Origin of the sequence: Arthrobacter parietis, from assembly GCF_039530425.1 — a bacterium.
GTDB classification, from domain to species: Bacteria; Actinomycetota; Actinomycetes; order Actinomycetales; family Micrococcaceae; genus Arthrobacter_D; species Arthrobacter_D parietis.
The window spans coordinates 356,312-374,946 of the sequence record NZ_BAAAON010000001.1 but is presented as its reverse complement, the minus strand read 5'-3'; the positions used below and the strand labels follow the sequence as shown (position 1 = coordinate 374,946).

19 protein-coding genes are annotated in these 18,635 nt (G+C 64.9%); 11 read left to right on the top strand and 8 right to left on the bottom strand.

Going from position 1 to position 18,635, the window contains the following annotated elements; translation table 11 throughout:
- Positions 1-116 precede the first annotated feature (116 nt).
- Positions 117-515 carry an endonuclease domain-containing protein gene (locus tag ABFX19_RS01770; protein WP_346027256.1) on the bottom strand — a complete coding sequence of 133 codons (399 nt, stop codon included), beginning with the start codon at positions 513-515 and terminating at the stop codon, positions 117-119.
- Positions 516-836: 321 nt separating this feature from the next.
- On the opposite strand from ABFX19_RS01770, the gene ABFX19_RS01765 reads away from it, so the two are divergent.
- A complete protein-coding gene (locus ABFX19_RS01765; RefSeq protein WP_346027255.1) occupies positions 837-1,007 on the top strand; it encodes a hypothetical protein in 171 nt (56 codons plus the stop codon).
- Positions 1,008-1,173: 166 nt separating this feature from the next.
- On the opposite strand, the gene ABFX19_RS01760 is transcribed toward ABFX19_RS01765, so the two are convergent.
- From ABFX19_RS01760 to ABFX19_RS01750, 3 genes are read right to left on the bottom strand one after another with little or no spacing between them, the layout of a single operon-like run.
- A complete protein-coding gene (locus ABFX19_RS01760) occupies positions 1,174-1,641 on the bottom strand; it encodes an HIT family protein (RefSeq protein WP_277359347.1) in 468 nt (155 codons plus the stop codon).
- Positions 1,638-2,060, bottom strand: coding sequence for a hypothetical protein (locus ABFX19_RS01755; RefSeq protein ID WP_056543734.1), 423 nt, complete (start codon positions 2,058-2,060; stop codon positions 1,638-1,640). Before ABFX19_RS01755 ends, ABFX19_RS01760 begins: the two co-directional genes overlap by 4 nt.
- A 36-nt stretch (positions 2,061-2,096) precedes the next feature.
- A complete protein-coding gene (locus tag ABFX19_RS01750; RefSeq protein ID WP_277359348.1) occupies positions 2,097-2,732 on the bottom strand; it encodes a trimeric intracellular cation channel family protein in 636 nt (211 codons plus the stop codon).
- 53 nt (positions 2,733-2,785) lie between these two features.
- On the opposite strand from ABFX19_RS01750, the gene ABFX19_RS01745 reads away from it, so the two are divergent.
- The 9 genes from ABFX19_RS01745 (at position 2,786) to ABFX19_RS01705 (ending at position 12,988) form a co-directional block, all read left to right on the top strand.
- The gene (locus tag ABFX19_RS01745; RefSeq protein WP_404800750.1) at positions 2,786-3,553 is read left to right on the top strand and encodes a sirohydrochlorin chelatase; all 768 of its coding nucleotides are present in this window, start codon (positions 2,786-2,788) and stop codon (positions 3,551-3,553) included.
- Between the two features lie 129 nt (positions 3,554-3,682).
- Positions 3,683-5,419: a nitrite/sulfite reductase gene (locus ABFX19_RS01740; RefSeq protein WP_277359349.1), complete on the top strand. Its 1,737-nt coding sequence runs from the start codon at positions 3,683-3,685 to the stop codon at positions 5,417-5,419.
- A gap of 2 nt (positions 5,420-5,421) precedes the next feature.
- Positions 5,422-6,162, top strand: coding sequence for a phosphoadenylyl-sulfate reductase (locus ABFX19_RS01735; protein ID WP_277359354.1), 741 nt, complete (start codon positions 5,422-5,424; stop codon positions 6,160-6,162).
- A 245-nt stretch (positions 6,163-6,407) separates the two neighbouring features.
- Entirely contained in the window at positions 6,408-7,331 is a 924-nt protein-coding gene (gene cysD, locus ABFX19_RS01730; protein WP_428831020.1) for a sulfate adenylyltransferase subunit CysD, read from the top strand.
- Positions 7,331-8,713, top strand: coding sequence for a sulfate adenylyltransferase subunit 1 (locus ABFX19_RS01725; protein ID WP_346027253.1), 1,383 nt, complete (start codon positions 7,331-7,333; stop codon positions 8,711-8,713). The genes cysD and ABFX19_RS01725 overlap by 1 nt, the downstream gene beginning before the upstream one ends.
- A 33-nt stretch (positions 8,714-8,746) precedes the next feature.
- Complete coding sequence (locus ABFX19_RS01720; RefSeq protein WP_277359351.1) at positions 8,747-9,463, top strand: ABC transporter ATP-binding protein; 717 nt, start codon at positions 8,747-8,749, stop codon at positions 9,461-9,463.
- A complete protein-coding gene (locus tag ABFX19_RS01715; protein WP_277359352.1) occupies positions 9,447-10,286 on the top strand; it encodes an ABC transporter permease in 840 nt (279 codons plus the stop codon). Before ABFX19_RS01720 ends, ABFX19_RS01715 begins: the two co-directional genes overlap by 17 nt.
- Positions 10,283-11,488 (top strand): uroporphyrinogen-III C-methyltransferase, encoded by a 1,206-nt coding sequence (cobA, locus tag ABFX19_RS01710; RefSeq protein ID WP_346027252.1) that lies wholly within the window; start codon positions 10,283-10,285, stop codon positions 11,486-11,488. Before ABFX19_RS01715 ends, cobA begins: the two co-directional genes overlap by 4 nt.
- A 42-nt stretch (positions 11,489-11,530) precedes the next feature.
- Positions 11,531-12,988, top strand: coding sequence for an FAD-dependent oxidoreductase (locus ABFX19_RS01705; protein WP_346027251.1), 1,458 nt, complete (start codon positions 11,531-11,533; stop codon positions 12,986-12,988).
- Between the two features lie 36 nt (positions 12,989-13,024).
- On the opposite strand, the gene ABFX19_RS01700 is transcribed toward ABFX19_RS01705, so the two are convergent.
- The 4 genes from ABFX19_RS01700 to ABFX19_RS01685 are packed head-to-tail and all read right to left on the bottom strand — an operon-like array spanning position 13,025 to position 16,835.
- Positions 13,025-13,456, bottom strand: coding sequence for an ATP-binding protein (locus ABFX19_RS01700; RefSeq protein WP_277359810.1), 432 nt, complete (start codon positions 13,454-13,456; stop codon positions 13,025-13,027).
- Positions 13,449-13,781 carry an STAS domain-containing protein gene (locus ABFX19_RS01695; protein WP_277359811.1) on the bottom strand — a complete coding sequence of 111 codons (333 nt, stop codon included), beginning with the start codon at positions 13,779-13,781 and terminating at the stop codon, positions 13,449-13,451. Before ABFX19_RS01695 ends, ABFX19_RS01700 begins: the two co-directional genes overlap by 8 nt.
- Complete coding sequence (locus ABFX19_RS01690; RefSeq protein ID WP_346027250.1) at positions 13,765-15,717, bottom strand: glycosyltransferase; 1,953 nt, start codon at positions 15,715-15,717, stop codon at positions 13,765-13,767. The genes ABFX19_RS01695 and ABFX19_RS01690 overlap by 17 nt, the downstream gene beginning before the upstream one ends.
- Positions 15,714-16,835, bottom strand: coding sequence for a PP2C family protein-serine/threonine phosphatase (locus ABFX19_RS01685; protein WP_346027249.1), 1,122 nt, complete (start codon positions 16,833-16,835; stop codon positions 15,714-15,716). The genes ABFX19_RS01690 and ABFX19_RS01685 overlap by 4 nt, the downstream gene beginning before the upstream one ends.
- Positions 16,836-16,973: 138 nt before the next feature.
- Here ABFX19_RS01685 and ABFX19_RS01680 point away from each other — a divergent pair.
- A partial coding sequence (locus tag ABFX19_RS01680) for a sensor histidine kinase (RefSeq protein ID WP_346027248.1) occupies positions 16,974-18,635 on the top strand: 1,662 nt, incomplete at its 3' end.

The following is an 18,635-nucleotide window of genomic DNA, read 5'->3' as shown; positions in this document are numbered from 1 at the left end:
CGCGTGCACAATCCTGCAACTTCCGGGCGTTTCGGGGGACGCCGGCCAGGGCATTCCGCGTCGTTGCTTGCGGAATGAGGAAGGAGCCCTCAAGAACCTGCAGGATTGTGCACGGTTCAGCGCCCGTGAGGCCGTCCTCGGCGTAACGCCAAGCGAATCTGATCCAACATCGCTTCCTGCTCGAACATGACGTCCTCGTAGCCGTACCGGAGAATGAGGTAACCGTTGAGGAGTGTCGCATTATTGCGGCGGTGGTCTCGTCGCAGCGCCTTTCGATCGGAGTGAAAGGCAGCGCCGTCGATCTCCACCACAAGGAAGCCGTCGAGTAGAAAGTCCACTCGTCCTACTCCTTCGATGCTTACCTGAGTCTCCACGTGGAACCCAGCCGCTACGAATAACAGTCTGGCGACCACTTCAATGGGTGATTCAGCGCATCCGGTCACGCGGCGCAGGGCTTCCCTGGCCTTCCCATTTCGGTCTCCGTCCAACCGGTCGAACAGAAAAGACAAAGCCATGTCACCACGCCGGACGGCACTCTCGACCATCACCACCGCTTCATGCAGGGGACGACAACGCAGCACGTGAAGGAGTGCATCGCCCAACCCGACCAATGGTAGGTATGGATGAGGCGGCACGCTGAGGGACCGGTGATTCACATGGGTCCCGCTTCCGCCGTCCGGGCAGCTCAGGTGGAGCATTTCGGGTGAATCCAAGCACCACAGACCGAAGTGGCTGGCTGCTGATACACAACTGAGCCGGCCGTTGTGACTCACTGCCGACACGAAATCCGAAGGCGCCCCGGGTATGGCGAGTATTCCTCGTCGTACTTTCAGGACTTGCCCCGTGCTGATGGCATGATCCATGGCACGCCGGCTGACGCCGCGTTGGCGAAGCGTGCGGACTGGCGCGACGCCACCGACATGGCGCAATTGTGCAGCAGGATCCATTCGGCCAGTGTCAAGCCAACCGGACCAGGGTTCGGACTGGAGCGTCCCAATGTGGACTAACTCAGCCGCCGGAGGAATTTGTGGAGGAATGCTGACCGAGCACAATCCTGCAGTTTCTCTCACCTGGACGAGTCCAGATCCGCATGTTCTCAGGGCACAACGGCGTGGCATCCCACCGATCGAGCCTGAAAGTGCAGGATTGTGCTCGGGCGTAAGCAGCTAGCAGCTAAAGCGCAGCGCGGAGCTCGCCAGCCTTGCGGGCCCGGATGGCGGGGTCCACGATGGGGCGCTTCGGCGTGAAGTAGAAGCCGTCGTCGTGCCAGCGGGGGAGGACATGCTGGTGGTAGTGCCACACGTGCTGGCTTCCGGCCGGCTCGTTGTGCTGGCGGGTTGAAACGCCGTCAGGGTTCCACGCGCGCTTGATGGCAATGGCCATGTCCCGGGTGACGGTCATGATGCGGCCCGCGACGTCGTCGGGCAGTTCATACAGCAGCTCATAGTGGGCGCGCGGAGTCACCAGGACGTGCCCGGGGTTCGGCTCGAAGCCGTGGGAGGCGATGAACGCCAGCACCAGGTCATCCGAGTAGATCAGGTCGCCGGGCCTGCAGAGATTGGTCGGGAACCGAAACTCGCCGGACGCCAGATCGCAGAAGGGGCACTCATACCCCGCAGGAGCGTGCGTTGTCCAGGTCATTCTGCCTCGTCGTCGAACACCCAGTCGAACATGTCAAGCATGAACTCACTGAACGTTCCTTCCTCGTTCTTCCAGGAGGCCCGCGCATTGTTTCGCCGCCACACTATGGGATCCGGGACATTCAGCTGATCTGCCTTGATGCCCCAGACAAACTTCTCATCCACGTCTTCCATGAAGAGCAGGAATCCGTCTTCGATCTCCAGCTCGTCCGGATCCCACACATAGTGGAACGCCTCCATGAGATCTTCGGAAGCACCGACCGCGAGGTAGAACTCGTGCACGGCCATCGGAAGCGGGAAATCCTGGCCTTCGCGCAGCTCCGCCAGCTCGTCTTCCGAAAGGCCGTCTTCCGGCACCCAGGGTTCCTCGAAATAGGCAGGTACGAGGGCACGGAATTTATCCAGGAACAGCTCGGTCACAGTGGCTCCAGGTGGTGTCAGGGGGATGCCCTCATCCTATCCCGTGGACGGGGGGTCGGCGCGACGCGCGTCCTGGGCTGCGAGGGGTGCATGCCAGCCCGACCGCCACGCCATCACCCGCAGCGTGAATACCAACACAGCGACGACGATCCCCGTCACCACGTTGAACAGGCCCAGCTCTGCCAGCGCAACAGTGAGCGTTGCACCGAGGAAGGCGGGTAGGGCATACAGGTCACCGGTGAAGAGCTGCGGCACCTCATTTGCAACGACGTCGCGCAGCAGACCTCCGCCGACTGCGGTTGTCACTCCCAGCAGCACTGCCGCTACGGGGTTGAGGCCCTCGTTGATGGCCTTGAGCGCACCGACGATGCAGAACAGGGCAAGGCCTCCTGCATCGAAGAGCACCAGCGGCCGGCTTGCTTTCTCGATCCCGGAATACAGGAAGTAGACCAGGCCAGTGGCAAGCAGCGGCGGCACCAGATAGAGAGGGTTGTAGAACGCTACGGGCTCGACGTCGATGATCAGGTCCCGTGCCACTCCTCCTCCCAGCGAGGCGAGGGAAGCCAGCAGCAGCGAGCCGATCAGATCGAACCCCTTGCGCGCCGCCAGCAGCGCTCCGGACATGGCAAAGAAGAAGACGCCGAACAGGTCCAGGACCAGCGGCGCGTTCATGAGGTCTCTGCGTTACGGGACACAACTGTCAATAGTCGCAGGCGGGTGCTTCAATGGCCAACATGCAGACGCCCAAACACCCCGTCCTGATCGCCTGTTCGCACGGAACCAGCAGCGCTGAGGGGCAGGCGGCCGTCAATCAGCTGCGGGATGAGATGCGTGCCCTGCGCCCCGAGCTGGACATCCGGGAAGCCTACGTCGACGTCCAGGAGCCCGATCTTCCCGGGGTAGTGGCCTCGCTTCCGGACGGCCCGGCCGTCATCGTGCCGCTGCTGTTGTCCGTGGGGTATCACGTTAAAGTGGACATCGCCGAAGCGGTGCAGAGCCGCCCGAACACCTTCGCCGCAGCTCCGCTAGGCCCCGACCCGAGGCTGGCGGAGCTGCTGCAGCAGCGGCTGGAGGAAGCGGGCGTGCAGGTGAGTGACGCCGTCGTACTTGCTGCAGCGGGTTCCTCGGACGCCTGCGCGGCTGTGGACGTCGAGGAGCTGGCAGGGCAGCTTAACGGACTGCGGACCGGGCGGATGGTCGTCGGGTATGGGGCCAGCGCGAGCCCCTCCGTTCCGGAAGCAGTGGCAGGGGCTCATCAGGACGGCACCGCTCCGGCGATCGCCTCCTATCTGCTGGCTCCCGGCTACTTCCATGACCAACTCGCCAAAGCCGGCGGCGCCGTGGTGAGTGCGCCGCTGCTACCGTCGACGGCGCTCGCGGAGATTGCGCTTGCCCGGTACGACGACGCCGCCAGCCGCCTTCAGGTGCCTGACCCCACCAGGGACTGCGGCAGGGCCTGCCGGCCCCTCGTCAAGGCATGCGCCAGGCCCTGACCAACGCTGGTTCCGCGAGCGCGCCAGTCCTGTCAAGACCCTGCTGGCATTGTGACGTGCTGTGTCCCCACGTGAACGGGTGTTTCCGGACCTTTGAAGGGCTTCCGAGGCCGGTCCTACTGTCTTTACATGACGAGTTCACTCGCGACCGAAGCAGCCCCTGAAGCCGGGCGAAAGCCGCGCGCGGCCAGGCCCGCTGCCAAGCCTCACGGCCAGTGGAAGGTTGACGGCACCACGCCTCTGAACCCCAATGAAACCTGGAAGCAGGAGGACAACGGGCTCAACGTCCGTGAGCGGATCGAGCAGATTTACGCGAAAAACGGCTTCGATTCAATCGATGGCACGGACCTTCACGGGCGCTTCCGCTGGTGGGGCCTCTACACGCAGCGCCGGCAGGGTATCGACGGCGGCAAGACCGCCACGCTCGAACCGCACGAACTCGAAGACAAATACTTCATGCTGCGCGTGCGCATTGACGGTGGTGCGCTCAGTACTGACCAGCTGCGGGTCATCGGCGGTATCTCCACCGAGTTCGCCCGCGACTCCGCGGACATCACGGACCGCCAGAATATCCAGCTTCACTGGGTCCGCGTTGAGGACGTCCCCGAGATCTGGAACCGCCTTGAGTCCGTCGGCCTCTCCACCACCGAGGCCTGCGGCGACGTTCCCCGCGTGATCCTCGGTTCACCCGTGGCGGGGATCGCAAAGGATGAAATCCTCGATCCCACCCCGCTCATCCGCGAACTGAGCGACCGGTTCATCGGCGATCCCGAGCTGGCGAACCTTCCGCGCAAATACAAGACCGCGATCACCGGCCACCCGAGCCAGGACGTGGTGCATGAGATCAACGACTTCGCCCTGGTCGGTGTGGTCCATCCCGAGCTCGGCGCAGGCTACGACCTCTGGGTAGGCGGCGGCCTCTCCACCAACGCCCGCCTGGCGGAACGCCTGGGCGCGTTCGTCACTCCGGAGGTCGCCGCCGAGGTATGGCTTGGCGTGACCAGCATTTTCCGGGACTACGGCTACCGCCGCATGCGCACCAAGGCCCGCCTGAAGTTCCTCCTCAACGACTGGGGTGCCGAGAAATTCCGGCAGGTCCTGCAGGACGAGTACCTCGGTTTCGAGCTCCCTGACGGTCCCGCTGCGCCCAAGCCCGATACTCCGGGGGACCACATCGGCGTCCACGAGCAGAAGGACGGGAAATTCTTCATCGGCGTCTCGCCCACGGTTGGCAGGGTCTCCGGAACAATCCTCACCTCACTCGCCGACACCCTCGAAGCTCACGGCTCCACCCGGCTGCGCACCACCCCGCACCAGAAGCTCGTAATCCTCGACATCGAGAAGGAGCAGGTGGAGCCGCTCATCTCAAAACTGGATGAGCTGGGGCTGTCCGCCCGGCCATCGCTGTTCCGCCGCTCCACCATCGCGTGCACGGGCATCGAGTTCTGCAAGCTCGCCATCGTGGAAACCAAGGTCACCGCAGCCACGGCCATCGCCGAGCTTGAGCGCCGCCTGAAAGACCTCGTTGACAGCGGCACGCTCACCCAACCGATCGCGCTGAACATCAACGGCTGCCCCAACTCGTGCGCCCGCATCCAGACTGCGGACATCGGCCTCAAGGGCATGATGCTTCCAACGCCCGACGGCGACCCCACTCCCGGCTTCCAGGTTCACCTCGGCGGCGGGCTAGCGGATTCCAACCGCGGTGAGGCAGGCCTCGGACGCACTATCCGCGGCCTGAAAGTCACCGTCGAGAACCTGCCCGACTACGTCGAACGCGTTGTCCGCCGCTATGTCGGCGGTCGCCAGGATAACGAGACCTTCGCCCAGTGGGCGCACCGAGTCGAGGAAGGAGACCTGCAGTGACGCTGTCACCCGAGAACGTTTCCCTGGAAGCCGCAGGCCGGTCCCGCCGCCCTGAAGCCGAGTTGAAGGCACTCGCCGCCGCGGGTGCCGAAGAGCTCGGCTGGAACTCCTCCGCCGAGCAGGTGATCGCCTGGGTAGCCCGAAACTTCAACCTGTCCCAGGCCGCCGTTGCCTGCTCCATGGCCGACGCCGTCCTGCCGCACCTGGTGTCGCAGCAATTCCCCGGCATTGATGTCCTCTTCCTTGACACCGGCTATCACTTCACTGAAACCCGGATTACCCGGGACGAGGTTGCCGGCCAGCTCGACGTCACAATCGTCGACGTAATGCCCGGGCAGACTGTCGCCGAACAGGACGCTACCTATGGCAAGGACCTGTTCGGCCGGGATCCCGCCCAGTGCTGCGCGCTCCGCAAGATGAATCCCCTCAAGAACGCCCTGGCCGGCTATGAGGTCTGGTTCACCGGGGTCCGCCGTGACGAGGCACCCACCCGGACCAACACGCCGCTGGTCACCTGGGACCACGTGCACAACCTGGTCAAGATCAACCCGCTCGCCGCCTGGACGTTCGACGAGCTCCTCGACTACGCGGGCGAACACCAGGTCCCCGTGAACATGCTCCTATCCAATGGCTACCCCTCGATCGGCTGCAAGCCGTGTACGCGGCCGGTAGCCCCAGGAGAAGACCCGAGAGCCGGCCGTTGGGCCGGCCTAGCGAAGACAGAGTGCGGAATCCACCAATGAGCTCATCAACCAACACCTTCCTTCCCAGCGGTGCAGGCTCCGCCTCCACCGCTGATGCCGCCCCCGCCCCTTCGCCGCACGGCCGATCTACGACCGACCAGGCGCGCGGCTCCGACAGCGGTGGCAGCCTACCCAACGCTCGCAAGCTCGCGTCGGGGCCCTCGGCTGACACCTTAGATGCCACTCCCTGGGCGGCATCAGCGGCTCCGGCTCAGCGGGCACGTCACCTCAGCGCGGAAACGGCTTTGCAGACAGACCGCATCGGGGGAGCCACGCACCGCTTGAGCTCATTGGATACGTTGGAATCCGAAGCCATTCACATTATTCGGGAAGTCGTTGCCGAGTTTGAGCGGCCCGCTTTGTTGTTCTCCGGCGGCAAGGACTCCGTGGTCATGCTGCACCTTGCCACCAAGGCGTTCTGGCCCGGCAAGGTTTCGTTTCCGGTGCTGCACGTGGATACCGGGCACAACTTTCCCGAGGTTCTCGAGTTCCGGGACCGCACGGTTGAGCGGCTTGGGATCCGCCTCGTGGTTGGGTCCGTCCAGGAGTACATCGACCGCGGCGAGCTGAGCGAACGAGCTGACGGGACACGGAACCCGCTGCAGACCGTCCCGCTGCTTGACACCATCAACGCGAACAAGTTTGACGCAGTCTTCGGCGGCGGCCGCCGGGATGAGGACAAAGCCCGCGCCAAAGAACGCATCCTCAGCCTGCGCGACGAGTTCGGTCAGTGGGATCCGCGCAACCAGCGGCCCGAGCTGTGGAACCTGTACAACGGCCGCCACACCATCGGGCAGCACGTGCGGGCCTTCCCGATCAGCAACTGGACTGAACTGGATGTCTGGCGCTACATCGAACGCGAGAACATCGAGCTGCCCGGACTGTACTACGCACACGAGCGCGAGGTCTTCCGCCGTGACGGCATGTGGCGTGCCGTCGGTGACGTGTCCCAGCCAACCGAAAAGGAGACCGTTGAGACACGGATGGTCCGCTACCGCACGGTCGGTGACATGTCCTGCACCGGTGCAGTCGAATCGGCTGCGGCAGACGTCTCGGCAGTCGTGAGGGAAGTCGCCCTCAGCACTCTCACTGAACGCGGCGCCACCCGCGCGGACGACCGGATCTCGGAAGCCGCCATGGAAGACCGCAAGAAAGATGGGTACTTCTAATGAGCACAGCAGTCGAAACAGCACTTGAGCACTCAACCCTTTTCAGATTTGCAACCGCAGGCTCCGTCGACGACGGCAAGTCCACCCTCGTGGGCCGCCTCCTGCATGACAGCAAGTCAGTCCTGGCTGACCAGCTCGACGCCGTTGCGCGCACCTCCGCCGAGCGAGGCTTCGGCGGGGAAGGGGCCACCGGCAGTCAAAAGCTGGACCTCGCGCTGCTGACCGACGGCCTGCGTGCCGAACGGGAACAGGGCATCACGATCGACGTGGCCTACCGGTACTTCGCCACGGCCAACCGCACCTTCATCCTCGCGGACACCCCGGGGCATGTTCAGTACACGAAGAACACGGTGACCGGCGCTTCCACGGCTGACGCCGTCGTCGTACTGATTGACGCTCGCAAGGGTGTGCTGGAGCAGACTCGCCGTCACCTCGCGGTGGCGCGGCTGCTGCGCGTCGCGCACATCATTGTGGCGGTGAACAAGATCGACCTCGTGGACTACAGCGAGGCCGTGTTCCGCGACGTCGAGTCCCAGCTCAAGCAGGCCGCCCGCGAACTGAAGGTCGATGAACCGGCAGTCATTCCCGTGTCCGCCCTTGAGGGTGACAACGTGGTGGACCGCTCGGAGAAGACCCCGTGGTACGGCGGCCCGTCGCTGCTGGAGACCCTCGAGCAGCTGCCGGCGCTCGCCGAGCTCGAAACCGATCTCGAAGCCTTCCGCTTCCCGGTCCAGACCGTCATTCGCCCGCAGGGTGCAGTGGCTCCCGGGCTCGACGCCGACGCTTACCGTGACTACCGCGGCTACGCCGGGCAGGTGGCGGCCGGGTCCATCCGGGTGGGGGACGCCGTCATAGTGCAGCCCTCCGGACGCGAAACGACGGTCACCGGCATCGACTTCGCCGGGCAAGACCTCGAGGAAGCCTTCGCTCCGCAGTCAGTGGTGCTGCGGCTCGCCGACGACATCGACATTGCCCGCGGAGACCTGATTGCTGAAGTTAGTTCAACCGCCAGCCTCCCGCAACCCACTCAGGACCTCTACGCAGCCCTCTGCTGGCTGTCGCCGAAGCCGCTGAAGGAGGGCTCCAGGCTTCTCATCAAGCACGGCAGCAAGACCGTCCAGGGGCTGGTTCGCCAGGTCATCAACAAGCTGGACCTCGCCACGTTCGCCGATCAACCGGCGTCGGGCCTTGAGCTCAATGACATCGGAACCGCCCACATCCGGCTCGCGTCAGCGCTGCCCGTGGACAACTACGGAAACTTCCGCCGTACTGGAGCCTTCCTGGTCATCGACCCGTCCGACGGCAACACCCTGGCCGCAGGCCTGGTGGAGTCCGACCACCTTGAACTGTCTGCCCGCGAGGACGAGCGTTATGACAGCTAGCAAGCCCGGTGCGCCGTGAACGGCGCACCCACTGTGGAAATTGCTAACCTGAGCAAGAATTTCGCAAGCATCCCGGTCTTCGAGGGGCTCGACCTGTCGATTTCCAGCGGCGAGTTCGTCTGCCTGGTCGGCGGATCGGGCTCGGGCAAGTCGACCCTGTTGAACATCGTCGCCGGGCTCGATCATGCCGACGGCGGTACTGTGCTGGCGCCGCCCGCAGCAGTCATGTTCCAGGAATCGGCGCTGCTGCCGTGGCTCAGTGCGGCCGGTAACATCTCGCTTGCGCTGAAGTTCGCCGGCGTGCCGCGGCAGGATCGTCAGCAACGGACGCAGGAACTTCTGAACCTGGTGCGGCTTCCCGATGCCGGCTACCGGTTGGTCCACCAGCTCTCCGGCGGGATGCAGCAGCGGGTAGCGCTGGCACGCGCCCTCGCGCAGAACCGCAGCCTGCTCCTCATGGACGAGCCGTTCAGCGCGCTCGACTCCATCACGCGGGATTTCCTGCACGACGAGCTGGAGGATATCTGGCGAGCCACCGGCCGGACCATCGTCCTGGTGACCCACAACGTTCGCGAAGCAATCCGGTTGGGCCAGCGCGTTATTCTCCTGGCCTCCGATCAGGGTTCCATTGCCGGCGAATGGCGGGTCTCGGATACCCAGCGCCATGACGCCGTCGCCGGTGCAGCCCTGGCTGAAACAATCAGGACCGTCCTCCACCGGGAGGTGCACGGTCTTGCCGCAGTTAGCTGAACCCAGACGGTCCGCGCAGTCCGTTCCGACCGTTTCCAGGGCACGCCGGCACGGGGGAGTCCTGCTGACCCTGGCGCCGGTTGTCACCCTCGCCGTGGTCCTCGGTCTCTGGGCCGCTGCCTCGTCGATCAACGGCGGAACGGGGCCCTCAGACCTCTTCGCTGCGCTGGGACGGCTGTGGCACTCCGGAGAGGTCGTCCAGGGTGTCGCCACCAGCCTGAGCCGGGGAGTACCGGGGTTCCTCCTGTCCGTGCTCGTGGGCACTGTGCTGGCGCTGGGCTTGTCCGCCTCGATCTGGCTCCGCGCCGCCGTCGCCCCCTATATGACGTTCCTGTTGACGCTGCCAACCGTGGCCTGGGTGCCGCTGGCCATTCTCTTCTTCGGCGTCACCGACGCCACGGTGTACTTCGTGGTGCTTACCGGCGCCGTTCCGGCCATCGTCAACGGCCTGCTCGCCGGCGTGGACCAGATCCAGCCACTGCACCGCAAGGTGGGCAGGGTACTCGGCGCGGGAACCTGGGACACCGCCCTCCACATCGTGCTGCCTGCGGCACTCCCGGCCTACATCTCCGGACTCCGGCAGGGCTGGGCATTCTCCTGGCGAGCGCTGATGGCCGCCGAAATCATTGCCGGCGGCCAGCAACTGGGCCTCGGCCTTGGCACGTTGCTGCAGCGCGGGCGCGAGCTCGACGACGTCGGCGGTGTCATGGCAACCATCCTGCTCATCCTCGTCGTGGGAGTAGTGATTGAAGTGTTGGTTTTCGGGCCGCTCGAACGTCACCTGCTCCGCCGCCGCGGCCTGCTCACCGGAGGTTCGCAATGACCTACCCTCTTGGACTGCAGTTGCGCGGTCGCAAGGTCCTCGTGGTGGGCGGCGGCCCGGTGGCCGCACGCCGGCTGCAGGCACTGCTCGACGACGGCGCACTGGTTACAGTTATCGCCCCCTATGCGTGTGAGGACATCACCGACGCTGCCGCCGCCGGCCGCGTGGACTGGCAGCAGCGCGAGTACCGCACCGCCGACCTCGACGGCGCGTGGCTGGTCCTCGCCCATTCCGGTTCCGCCGAAGTGCAGGACCGGATAGCCGCCGAGGCCGAAGCGCTGTGCATCTGGTGCGTCAAGGGCGGCGACTCAGCGGCGTCCGCAGCGTGGGTTCCCGCAGTCGCCCGTATCGATGACGTGACTGTTGCCGTCAACACCAACGGCGACCCCAAACGGGCGGCGGCCCTGCGCGACGGCGTTGCTGCCGCCCTCGAATCCGGTGAGCTGCCGCTGCGTCGGCATCGCACGGCCGAGGGGATGGGAACAGTCGCGCTGGTGGGCGGGGGACCGGCGGATGCCGGCCTCATCACCACCCGCGGCAGGCGCCTGCTGGCCATGGCCGACGTCGTCGTGGCTGACCGGCTCGGACCGCGTTCCCTGATCACGGGCCTTTCTGCGGACGTCCAGGTGATCGAGGTGGGCAAGCTCCCCGGCCACCATCCGGTCCCCCAGGAGGAGATCAACCGGATCCTCGTCGAGCAGGCTCTGTTGGGCAACCGCGTTGTGCGGCTGAAGGGCGGCGACCCGTACGTCCTGGGCCGCGGCGGTGAAGAGGAAGCCTACTGCCGCGATCACGGCGTGCCCGTCGAGGTGGTTCCCGGCGTCACATCCGCCATCTCCGTGCCGGCCGCCGCCGGCATCCCCGTGACGCACAGGGGAGTGGCGAAGGGCTTCAGCGTCATCACCGGTCACGAGGACATCCGGCAGCAGACAGGGCTCATCCCGCCGGGCAGCGACCACACACTGATCCTCCTGATGGGAGTGTCGCTGCTGCGTTCCTCCTCGGCGTCACTCATCACCGGCGGCCGGAAGGCGTCCACGCCCGTCGCCATCATCGAAAACGGGTGGATGGAGTCGCAGCGCGTGACCACCGGCACTCTTGAAACCATCGCGGACCTCGCCGAGCTGCGCGATGTGAAGTCTCCCGCCGTGATTGTGGTGGGAAACGTCGTCGCGCTTTCACCCCACTGGCAACCCGCCTAGCCCACGCCACCCAACACCACATCACAGCAAAGGAACACAGCCGTGTCGCAATCCTCCACGTTCTCCTCCGGTGACTCCCACCGCCCGCTGAGGGTCGCTGTCATCGGCTCCGGTCCGGCTGGCGTCTACGCTGCCGACATCCTGACCAAGTCAGCGCCCGTTGCCTCGGGTGAGCTGAAGGTCAGTATCGACCTCTATGACCGCTACCCGGCGCCGTACGGTCTCATCCGCTACGGCGTTGCGCCTGACCACCCGCGCATCAAGGGCATCGTCAATGCCCTGCACAAGGTTCTGGACCGCGGCGATATCCGCTTCTTCGGCAACGTTGAATACGGTACGGACCTCACGCTGGAGGACCTGCAAACCCATTACGACGCCGTCATTTTCGCCACCGGCGCGATCAAGGACGCGGACCTCAACATTCCCGGCATTGAACTTGAGGGCTCCTTCGGCGGAGCGGACTTCGTCTCCTGGTACGACGGGCACCCGGACGTGCCGCGCCAGTGGCCGCTCGAAGCCACGGAGATTGCTGTTCTGGGCAACGGCAACGTGGCCCTCGACGTAGCGCGCGTGCTCTCCAAGCACGCCGATGACCTCCTTGTCACTGAGATCCCGGACAACGTCTACCAGGGGCTGAGGAACTCGCCGGTGACGGATGTGCACGTGTTCGGCCGCCGCGGGCCGGCCCAGGTGAAGTTCACTCCGCTGGAGCTACGGGAACTTTCGCACTCACGGGACGTCGACATTGTGCTCTACCCCGAGGACTTCGAGTTCGATGCCGAGTCCGACCGGCAGATCCAGACGAACAACCAGACCAAGACCATGGTCGGCACGCTGACCAACTGGATCGCCGAGCAGCCCGAAGACCCGGCTGAATTCACCGCATCCCGCCGGCTCCACCTGCACTTCCTCCACAACCCGGTGGAGGTCCTGGGCGAGGACGGAAAGGTCACGGGCATCAGGTTCGAGCGCACCGCACTCGATGGAACCGGCAACGCCGTCGGCACCGGCGAATACCTCGACTACCCGGTCCAGGCGGTCTACCGCGCGGTGGGCTACTTCGGCTCAGCCCTGCCGGAGGTCGAGTTCGATCACCGCCGCGGTGTCATCCCGAACGACGGCGGCCGCGTGCTGGATGGCTCCGGCGTCCCCGTGGCAGGCGTGTACGCAACGGGCTGGATCAAGCGTGGCCCTGTCGGTCTCATCGGGCATACCAAGGGTGACGCGCTGGAGACGGTGACCCACTTGCTGGAGGATCTTGAGAACCTCCCGGCGGCCGCAGCGCCGGCGGATGACGCCGTCGTCAATCTTCTGAACGGACGCGGCGTGCAGTTCACCACCTGGGAGGGCTGGCTCGCGCTCGATGCGCACGAGCGCGCTTTGGGCGATGCCGCCACCGAGATCGACGGCGTGGTCCGTGAGCGGATCAAGGTTGTGCCCCGCGAAGACATGGTCTCCGTCGCCCGGAGCGTGCAGGTCGACGCACCGGCCGACGCATAGCATTAGCGGCGCGCAGGCGATCCGCGCCCCGAGGTCCTACCGCCGGGGAGCGGACTCCTTAGAGAGGACCCAGACGTTGGTGTTCCCCTGACGTTCAACCGTGACTGTGGTGACCAGGGCGTTGATCAGGAACAGGCCGCGCCCGGATTCCAGCTCCTCGGGATCACCTGTTGCCGGCGTCAAAGGATCCGGATGCGCTGCCGCATTGATTTCCAGAATGCGCGCCTGAAGCCGGGTGGCGGTGGCGCTCAACTCGACGCCGAGGCGCATCCCAGCGCGGTCGAGCGGAACTCCGTGCTCAACGACATTGGAGGCGGCCTCGATGACGGCGGTGGTGAAAGCCATCTGGTCCTCGAACGGGACATCTTCAAGGTCACTCCAGAACCGGTCAAGCTCATCGTGGAGATCGTTGATGGCCGCCGGAACTGCCTCGGCTTCGAACCGTCGCTGTGAATCGCGGTCAGTCACTGGCGAATGCCTCTTCTACCGTCGCGTAAGGAGACAGCACCCGGTTCATGTTGGTGAGCTCCAGGACCATCTGTACCTGCTTCTGCGCACAGGCAATCCGGAGATCCCCGCCTGCCTGCCGAGCGACCTTGAGGCAGCCGATCAGGGCGCCGAGTCCGGAGGAGTCCATGAAGTCCGTGGCCGCAAGGTTGACCACGATGTGGCGGCTGCCGGCTCCGACGGCCTCATCGACGGTGCTGCGCAGCGTAGGCGCTGAGACCATATTGAGCCGGCCGTTGGCCACCACCTCGGTGTACGTGCCCCTGTCCTCAATCGTGAACTGCATCAGCTTTCCTTTCCTCGATGACGTATCCCTCGTATTTCACTGCCTTGATGAGCACGCTCAACACAATCAGGTCGAAGACGACCCAGAAGACGTTGACGAACGTTCCGAGTGGTTCGTTGAGTCCGGTGGCCAGCCGGACTATGCCAACCACCGCGGCAATGACAAGCAGCACCATGACAATCAGCTGCGGCCGGATCAGGCTCCAACTGGGTCCGCCGTCCTGCCGGGCCTTCGGCGTGACCGCAAAGCCCAGCGGACGGCCAAACCAGACGTTACGCGCCGCCGTCGTGCAGGCTTTGATCCAGGTCGGGAACAGCGCCAGGCTGTACTGTTGGCCGCGCCAGGTGCTCACCCCTCGGCCCACCACCGCGAAGAGCAACTGGTTGACAATCATGAACGGCAGGAAGCGGATGAAGAAATCGAAGCTGATGCTGTTCACCGGAAGGATACCGAGCGTCAGGTAGATGATCGGTGCGGCGAAGTAGACGACGGCGGCGAAACCGCTCAGGTAGCTCCACATCGTTGCGAAGTACATCAGCCGCTGAACCAGGCTCATACCCTTCTTCAGCAACGGATTCTCGCGCAGGAGTACCTGGATGGTTCCCTGCGCCCAGCGGAGCCGCTGCGTCAGCATGGTCTTCAGATCCTCGGGCGCCAGTCCGTGGGCAAGGATCTCGTGGTGGTAGACGCTCTGCCAGCCCATCGCGTGCATGCGCATGGACGTAGCCATGTCCTCTGTCACAGAGATTGTGGCCAGCGGCATGACCGGTTGAGCCTCGTCATCGCGGTCCACCGAGATGGCATCGAGGACGGCCTGCACCGACTCAAGTGCGCCCAGGGGCGACCACGCTCGGTCCGACAGCTGCTCGACCGCCTGATCCAGGTTGTCCGGGACAGCAACCCCGGGTTCGCTACCGAGGTCCATGGCAGCGATCTCGGCAAGATCCGCCTCCATCGCCGACATGTCAGCCGCGACCATCTGCTGCACTGCGCTGTCCACCGAGCGGCGGACCCGGTAAGTCACCTCGGCGAGGGGCGCGCCGGCCGCTTTTTCCGTGCGCGCCGCGGCGACCGCCTTCTCGACATCGTCCAACAGTTCGGCCACCAGCGGGTTCGCGGCCTCCGGAGACTTCCGGGCGCGGCGTACCGCAGCGCGGGCGGATTTCAGCGCTGCGGTGACCGCCCTTTCCACCTCCTCGACATACCCGGCGAGTCCGAGCTGCATGAGCGCCTCACGGCGGAGGATGGCGTTGGAGCCGCAGAAGAATGCGGCGTTCCAGCCGTCCTTGCCCTGCTGGATGGGACCGTAGAAGAGGGGCGCCTGACTTCCGAGGGGGTCATCCTCGGGAACGTTCACGAAATACTGTGGTGTCTGCACGAGGCTCACGCGCCGGTTGTTGAAGTAACCGAGGGTCCGGTCCAGGATGCGCGGGTCCGGCACCTGGTCCGTGTCGAGAATGAGCAGAAACTCGCCGGAGGTGCTCATCAGGGCATTGTTGAGGTTTCCAGCCTTGGCGTGCCGGGGCCGGTTTGCCCATTCCGGCCCGCGCGTGATGTAGCCCACACCGATTCGGTCTGCGGCCTCCTGCAATTCGGGACGCGAGCCGTCGTCGAGAATCCAGGTGTTGTGCGGATAGGTGATTCGCTTCGCCGCCTCCGCGGTCTCAAGCACCATCTCGACGGGCTCGTTGTAGGTCGTGATGAAGACGTCCACCGTTGCGCCGACCGGCGGCTCGGGAGCGGTGCGGCGCTTAACCCGCCATACGGTGAGCCCAAAAAGAGCAACATCGATGAGGCTGTAGGTTTCGGCTGCGACCAGCGGCACGGCAATCCACCAGGCCTCCCAGTTCAGCGATTCCAGCCAACGCCACGCGATGTAGTTGATCCCCAGGATGACAGTGAGCACAACCAGCAGCCGCACCCAGAACGCGTTCATGCGCCGACCCCGGCTGTCCGGCGAACCACAACAGCGGTGACGTCATCTTCCACGCGTGGATCTTCCCCCAGAATCAACAGCTTGTCGCAGGCGTCTGCAGCCGAGGACGACGTGGCAACGACCTCTGCGGCGGCTGCAGCAAACTCGTCCAGTGTGTCGTAGATGTCCAGCAAGCCGTCACTGATGATGGCGAGGGCATCACCGGCAGCCAATGTCACGGTCATCACCTCCCAGTCCCAGCCCGGAACGGTGCCCAGCGGCACCCCGCCGGAGGCTAGGCGTCTCCATGAGCCGTCGGAGCTGACATGCAGTGCGAGGCCATGACCGGCGTCGATGAGGTCCACGGCGCCGTCGGAAGCGGTGAGCCGGCCGTGGAGAAGCGTGACGAAGGACGACGCACGCTCAAGGTCGGCGTCGAGGGATGCCGCCGCAGAGGTGAAGGCCCGCGCAAGGTCCGGTTCCTCGGCAGTTGAGCGCAGCACCGCGCGAACCGTGGCGGCTACCAGGGCGGCTCCCATACCTTTGCCCATGGCATCGGCGACGGAGAAGTGCATGCCGTCAGGGGTGGGGTACCAGTCGAAGAAGTCTCCGCCAACGTCGCGGGAGGGGCGAAATTGTCCCGCGATGTCATAACCGGGCAGTTGGAGACCGTGCCGGGGCAGCAGGCTCTGCTGCACCTGCGCGGCGCGTTGCCTCTCATCGGCGTCCGCTTCAGTGGCCGCGGTGCTGGCAGCGAGTTGGCGGTTCTGGCGACGGAAAAGAGAATTGATGCGCGCTACGAGTTCGCGCGGGCTGAAGGGTTTGACGATGTAGTCGTCAGCACCGGTATCCAGTCCCTGCAAGCGGTCTATCTCACTGCCGCGGGCAGTGATCATGAGGATGTAGGCGTCTGAGATAGGCCGGATCTGTGCGCAGGCGTCCAGTCCGTTGCCGTCGGGCAGGTTGAGGTCCAGGGTAATGATGTCCACGCCGCGCCGCGCGGCTTCAACCCCCTCACGAACCGTTCCGGCCTCCATCACCTGGAAACCCTCGCGCTTAAGCAGCGACGCCAGAAGCATCCGGATATCGGGGTCGTCCTCGATGACAAGAGCGCGGCGTTCCGGCGGTGAGACGGTCATGCTCCATTTAACCCACAATTTCCGGCCGGGTCGCACACGCTGCGTCACATCCCTGCGAAGCTGCGATTTGCCGGTTGCGCCGATCTATAGAGTTGGCAGTGTCGGAACGGCACCCGAGCGCTAGGAGCACCAGTCACCATGGACAATGTTCTGTCCTATCTGACGTTCAATACCAGGCAGTTCCACGAGATGTCGATGCGCTCACGGGTGCTGCTTAGTCAGGCTCCATTATCGATCACAACCGCGCTGCTGGCAGCAGGGAGCGTCGCTTTCCATCCGGTGGTATGGGCCAGCGCAGCGTTCCAGTGGGGCATGATCCTCAGCTGCGGAATTCTCCTGCTGTGTGCGCTCATCCCCTGGGACCGGTTGCCGTACGGACTGTTCCTGACCATTCCGGTGCTCGATTTCATCCCGATCGCGCTGCTACGCTTCGGCGCCAACACGGAGGTCCTCGGGATCGGGCTGATGGCGGTTTTCCCGGTCCTGTGGCTGGCGGCTTCCGGCCTATACCCGCGGCTTGGCCTTGCGCTGAGCCTGATTGGCCCGTTCGCGATGATCTGGGTTCCACTCTTCGCGGCGAACGCCGGCGTCAGTGCATCGGACCTGACCCAATCAGCCCTGCTGCCCACCATCATCTTCGGCATCGCGGTGACAATCCGGGTCATGACGGCCAGCATGATGGACCAGCAGAAAGCCATGGAGGAAAAGGACCACGCACTGCAGCAGGTGCTCCACCGCAGCGCCCAGCGGGAGCGGTTGCTGAATGCCACGATGAACACCGTCGACGTCGGTCTCCTCGCCATCGACGCGGACGGGCATGACATCCTGTTCAACCGGCGCCAGCACGAGGTGCACCGGATCGGGCTGCCCGATGGGGTGGATGACGCACCGGAGAAGGACCTCCTGCTGTTCCGGCCCGACGGCGTCACGCTCATCCCCACCGAAGAACGCCCGGCCTACCGCGCCGTTGCGGGTGAAACATTCTCCGATTACCTCATCCGGATCGGCGAGGGAGACCACCAGCGCGTTCTGTCAGCCTCTGCCCGCATGATGCTGGACGAGGGCGGACACCGTGAGGGCGCCGTCGTCGCTTTCAACGATGTCACTGAGCTGGTGAACGCGCTGAACGCGAAGGAGGAGTTCGTGGCGATGGTCTCCCACGAACTGCGCACTCCGCTGACGGTCATCGTCGGATATCTGGAGATGATGCTCGATGACGACCCGCCGCCGGAGACGCTGACCGGCCTGAACGTCATCGGCCGCAACGTGACGCGCCTTCGCAGGCTCGTAGACGACCTGCTCACCGCAGCCTCCGGGCCGCCGGAAGTGTCCCCGGTGCGCGCGGACCTCGCCGACATATCCCGCGAATCAGTGGATGCCATCATGGCGCGCGGCAAGGAAGCCGGCGTCGACATTGTTGACGAGGTTCCCGTGGGCACCATCGCCCGGTGTGATCCCGCGCGGATCGGTCAGGTTCTGGATAACCTGCTCTCCAATGCGGTCAAGTATTCGCCGGCGGGCGGAACCGTTACGGTGCGTGCGCAGAAGATGCCGGGCTCCGTGGTCTGCGAGGTGGAGGATCAGGGAATGGGCATGAGCCCGGAGGACAGCGCCGAGGTGTTCTCGAAGTTCTTCCGGACCTCCAGTGTGCGGCAGGCGGCGATCCCCGGCGTGGGGCTGGGCCTGGCCATCGTCCGTTCGATCGTCGAGGAACACGGCGGCCGCATCCATTGCCGCAGCGAGCTGGGCCGCGGCACCACGTTCACGTTCGAGCTGCCGGATAGTCCTCGCGAAGCTGAA

Bases quoted from the DNA above. Each gene is read 5' to 3' on its own strand.
- ABFX19_RS01770 (WP_346027256.1), bottom strand. From the start codon at position 515: ATGGCTTTGTCTTTTCTGTTCGACCGGTTGGACGGAGACCGAAATGGG.
- ABFX19_RS01760 (WP_277359347.1), bottom strand. From the start codon at position 1,641: ATGACCTGGACAACGCACGCTCCTGCGGGGTATGAGTGCCCCTTCTGC.
- ABFX19_RS01750 (WP_277359348.1), bottom strand. From the start codon at position 2,732: ATGAACGCGCCGCTGGTCCTGGACCTGTTCGGCGTCTTCTTCTTTGCC.
- ABFX19_RS01745 (WP_404800750.1), top strand. From the start codon at position 2,786: ATGGCCAACATGCAGACGCCCAAACACCCCGTCCTGATCGCCTGTTCG.
- ABFX19_RS01740 (WP_277359349.1), top strand. From the start codon at position 3,683: ATGACGAGTTCACTCGCGACCGAAGCAGCCCCTGAAGCCGGGCGAAAG.
- ABFX19_RS01725 (WP_346027253.1), top strand. From the start codon at position 7,331: ATGAGCACAGCAGTCGAAACAGCACTTGAGCACTCAACCCTTTTCAGA.
- cobA (WP_346027252.1), top strand. From the start codon at position 10,283: ATGACCTACCCTCTTGGACTGCAGTTGCGCGGTCGCAAGGTCCTCGTG.
- ABFX19_RS01695 (WP_277359811.1), bottom strand. From the start codon at position 13,781: ATGCAGTTCACGATTGAGGACAGGGGCACGTACACCGAGGTGGTGGCC.
- ABFX19_RS01690 (WP_346027250.1), bottom strand. From the start codon at position 15,717: ATGAACGCGTTCTGGGTGCGGCTGCTGGTTGTGCTCACTGTCATCCTG.
- ABFX19_RS01685 (WP_346027249.1), bottom strand. From the start codon at position 16,835: ATGACCGTCTCACCGCCGGAACGCCGCGCTCTTGTCATCGAGGACGAC.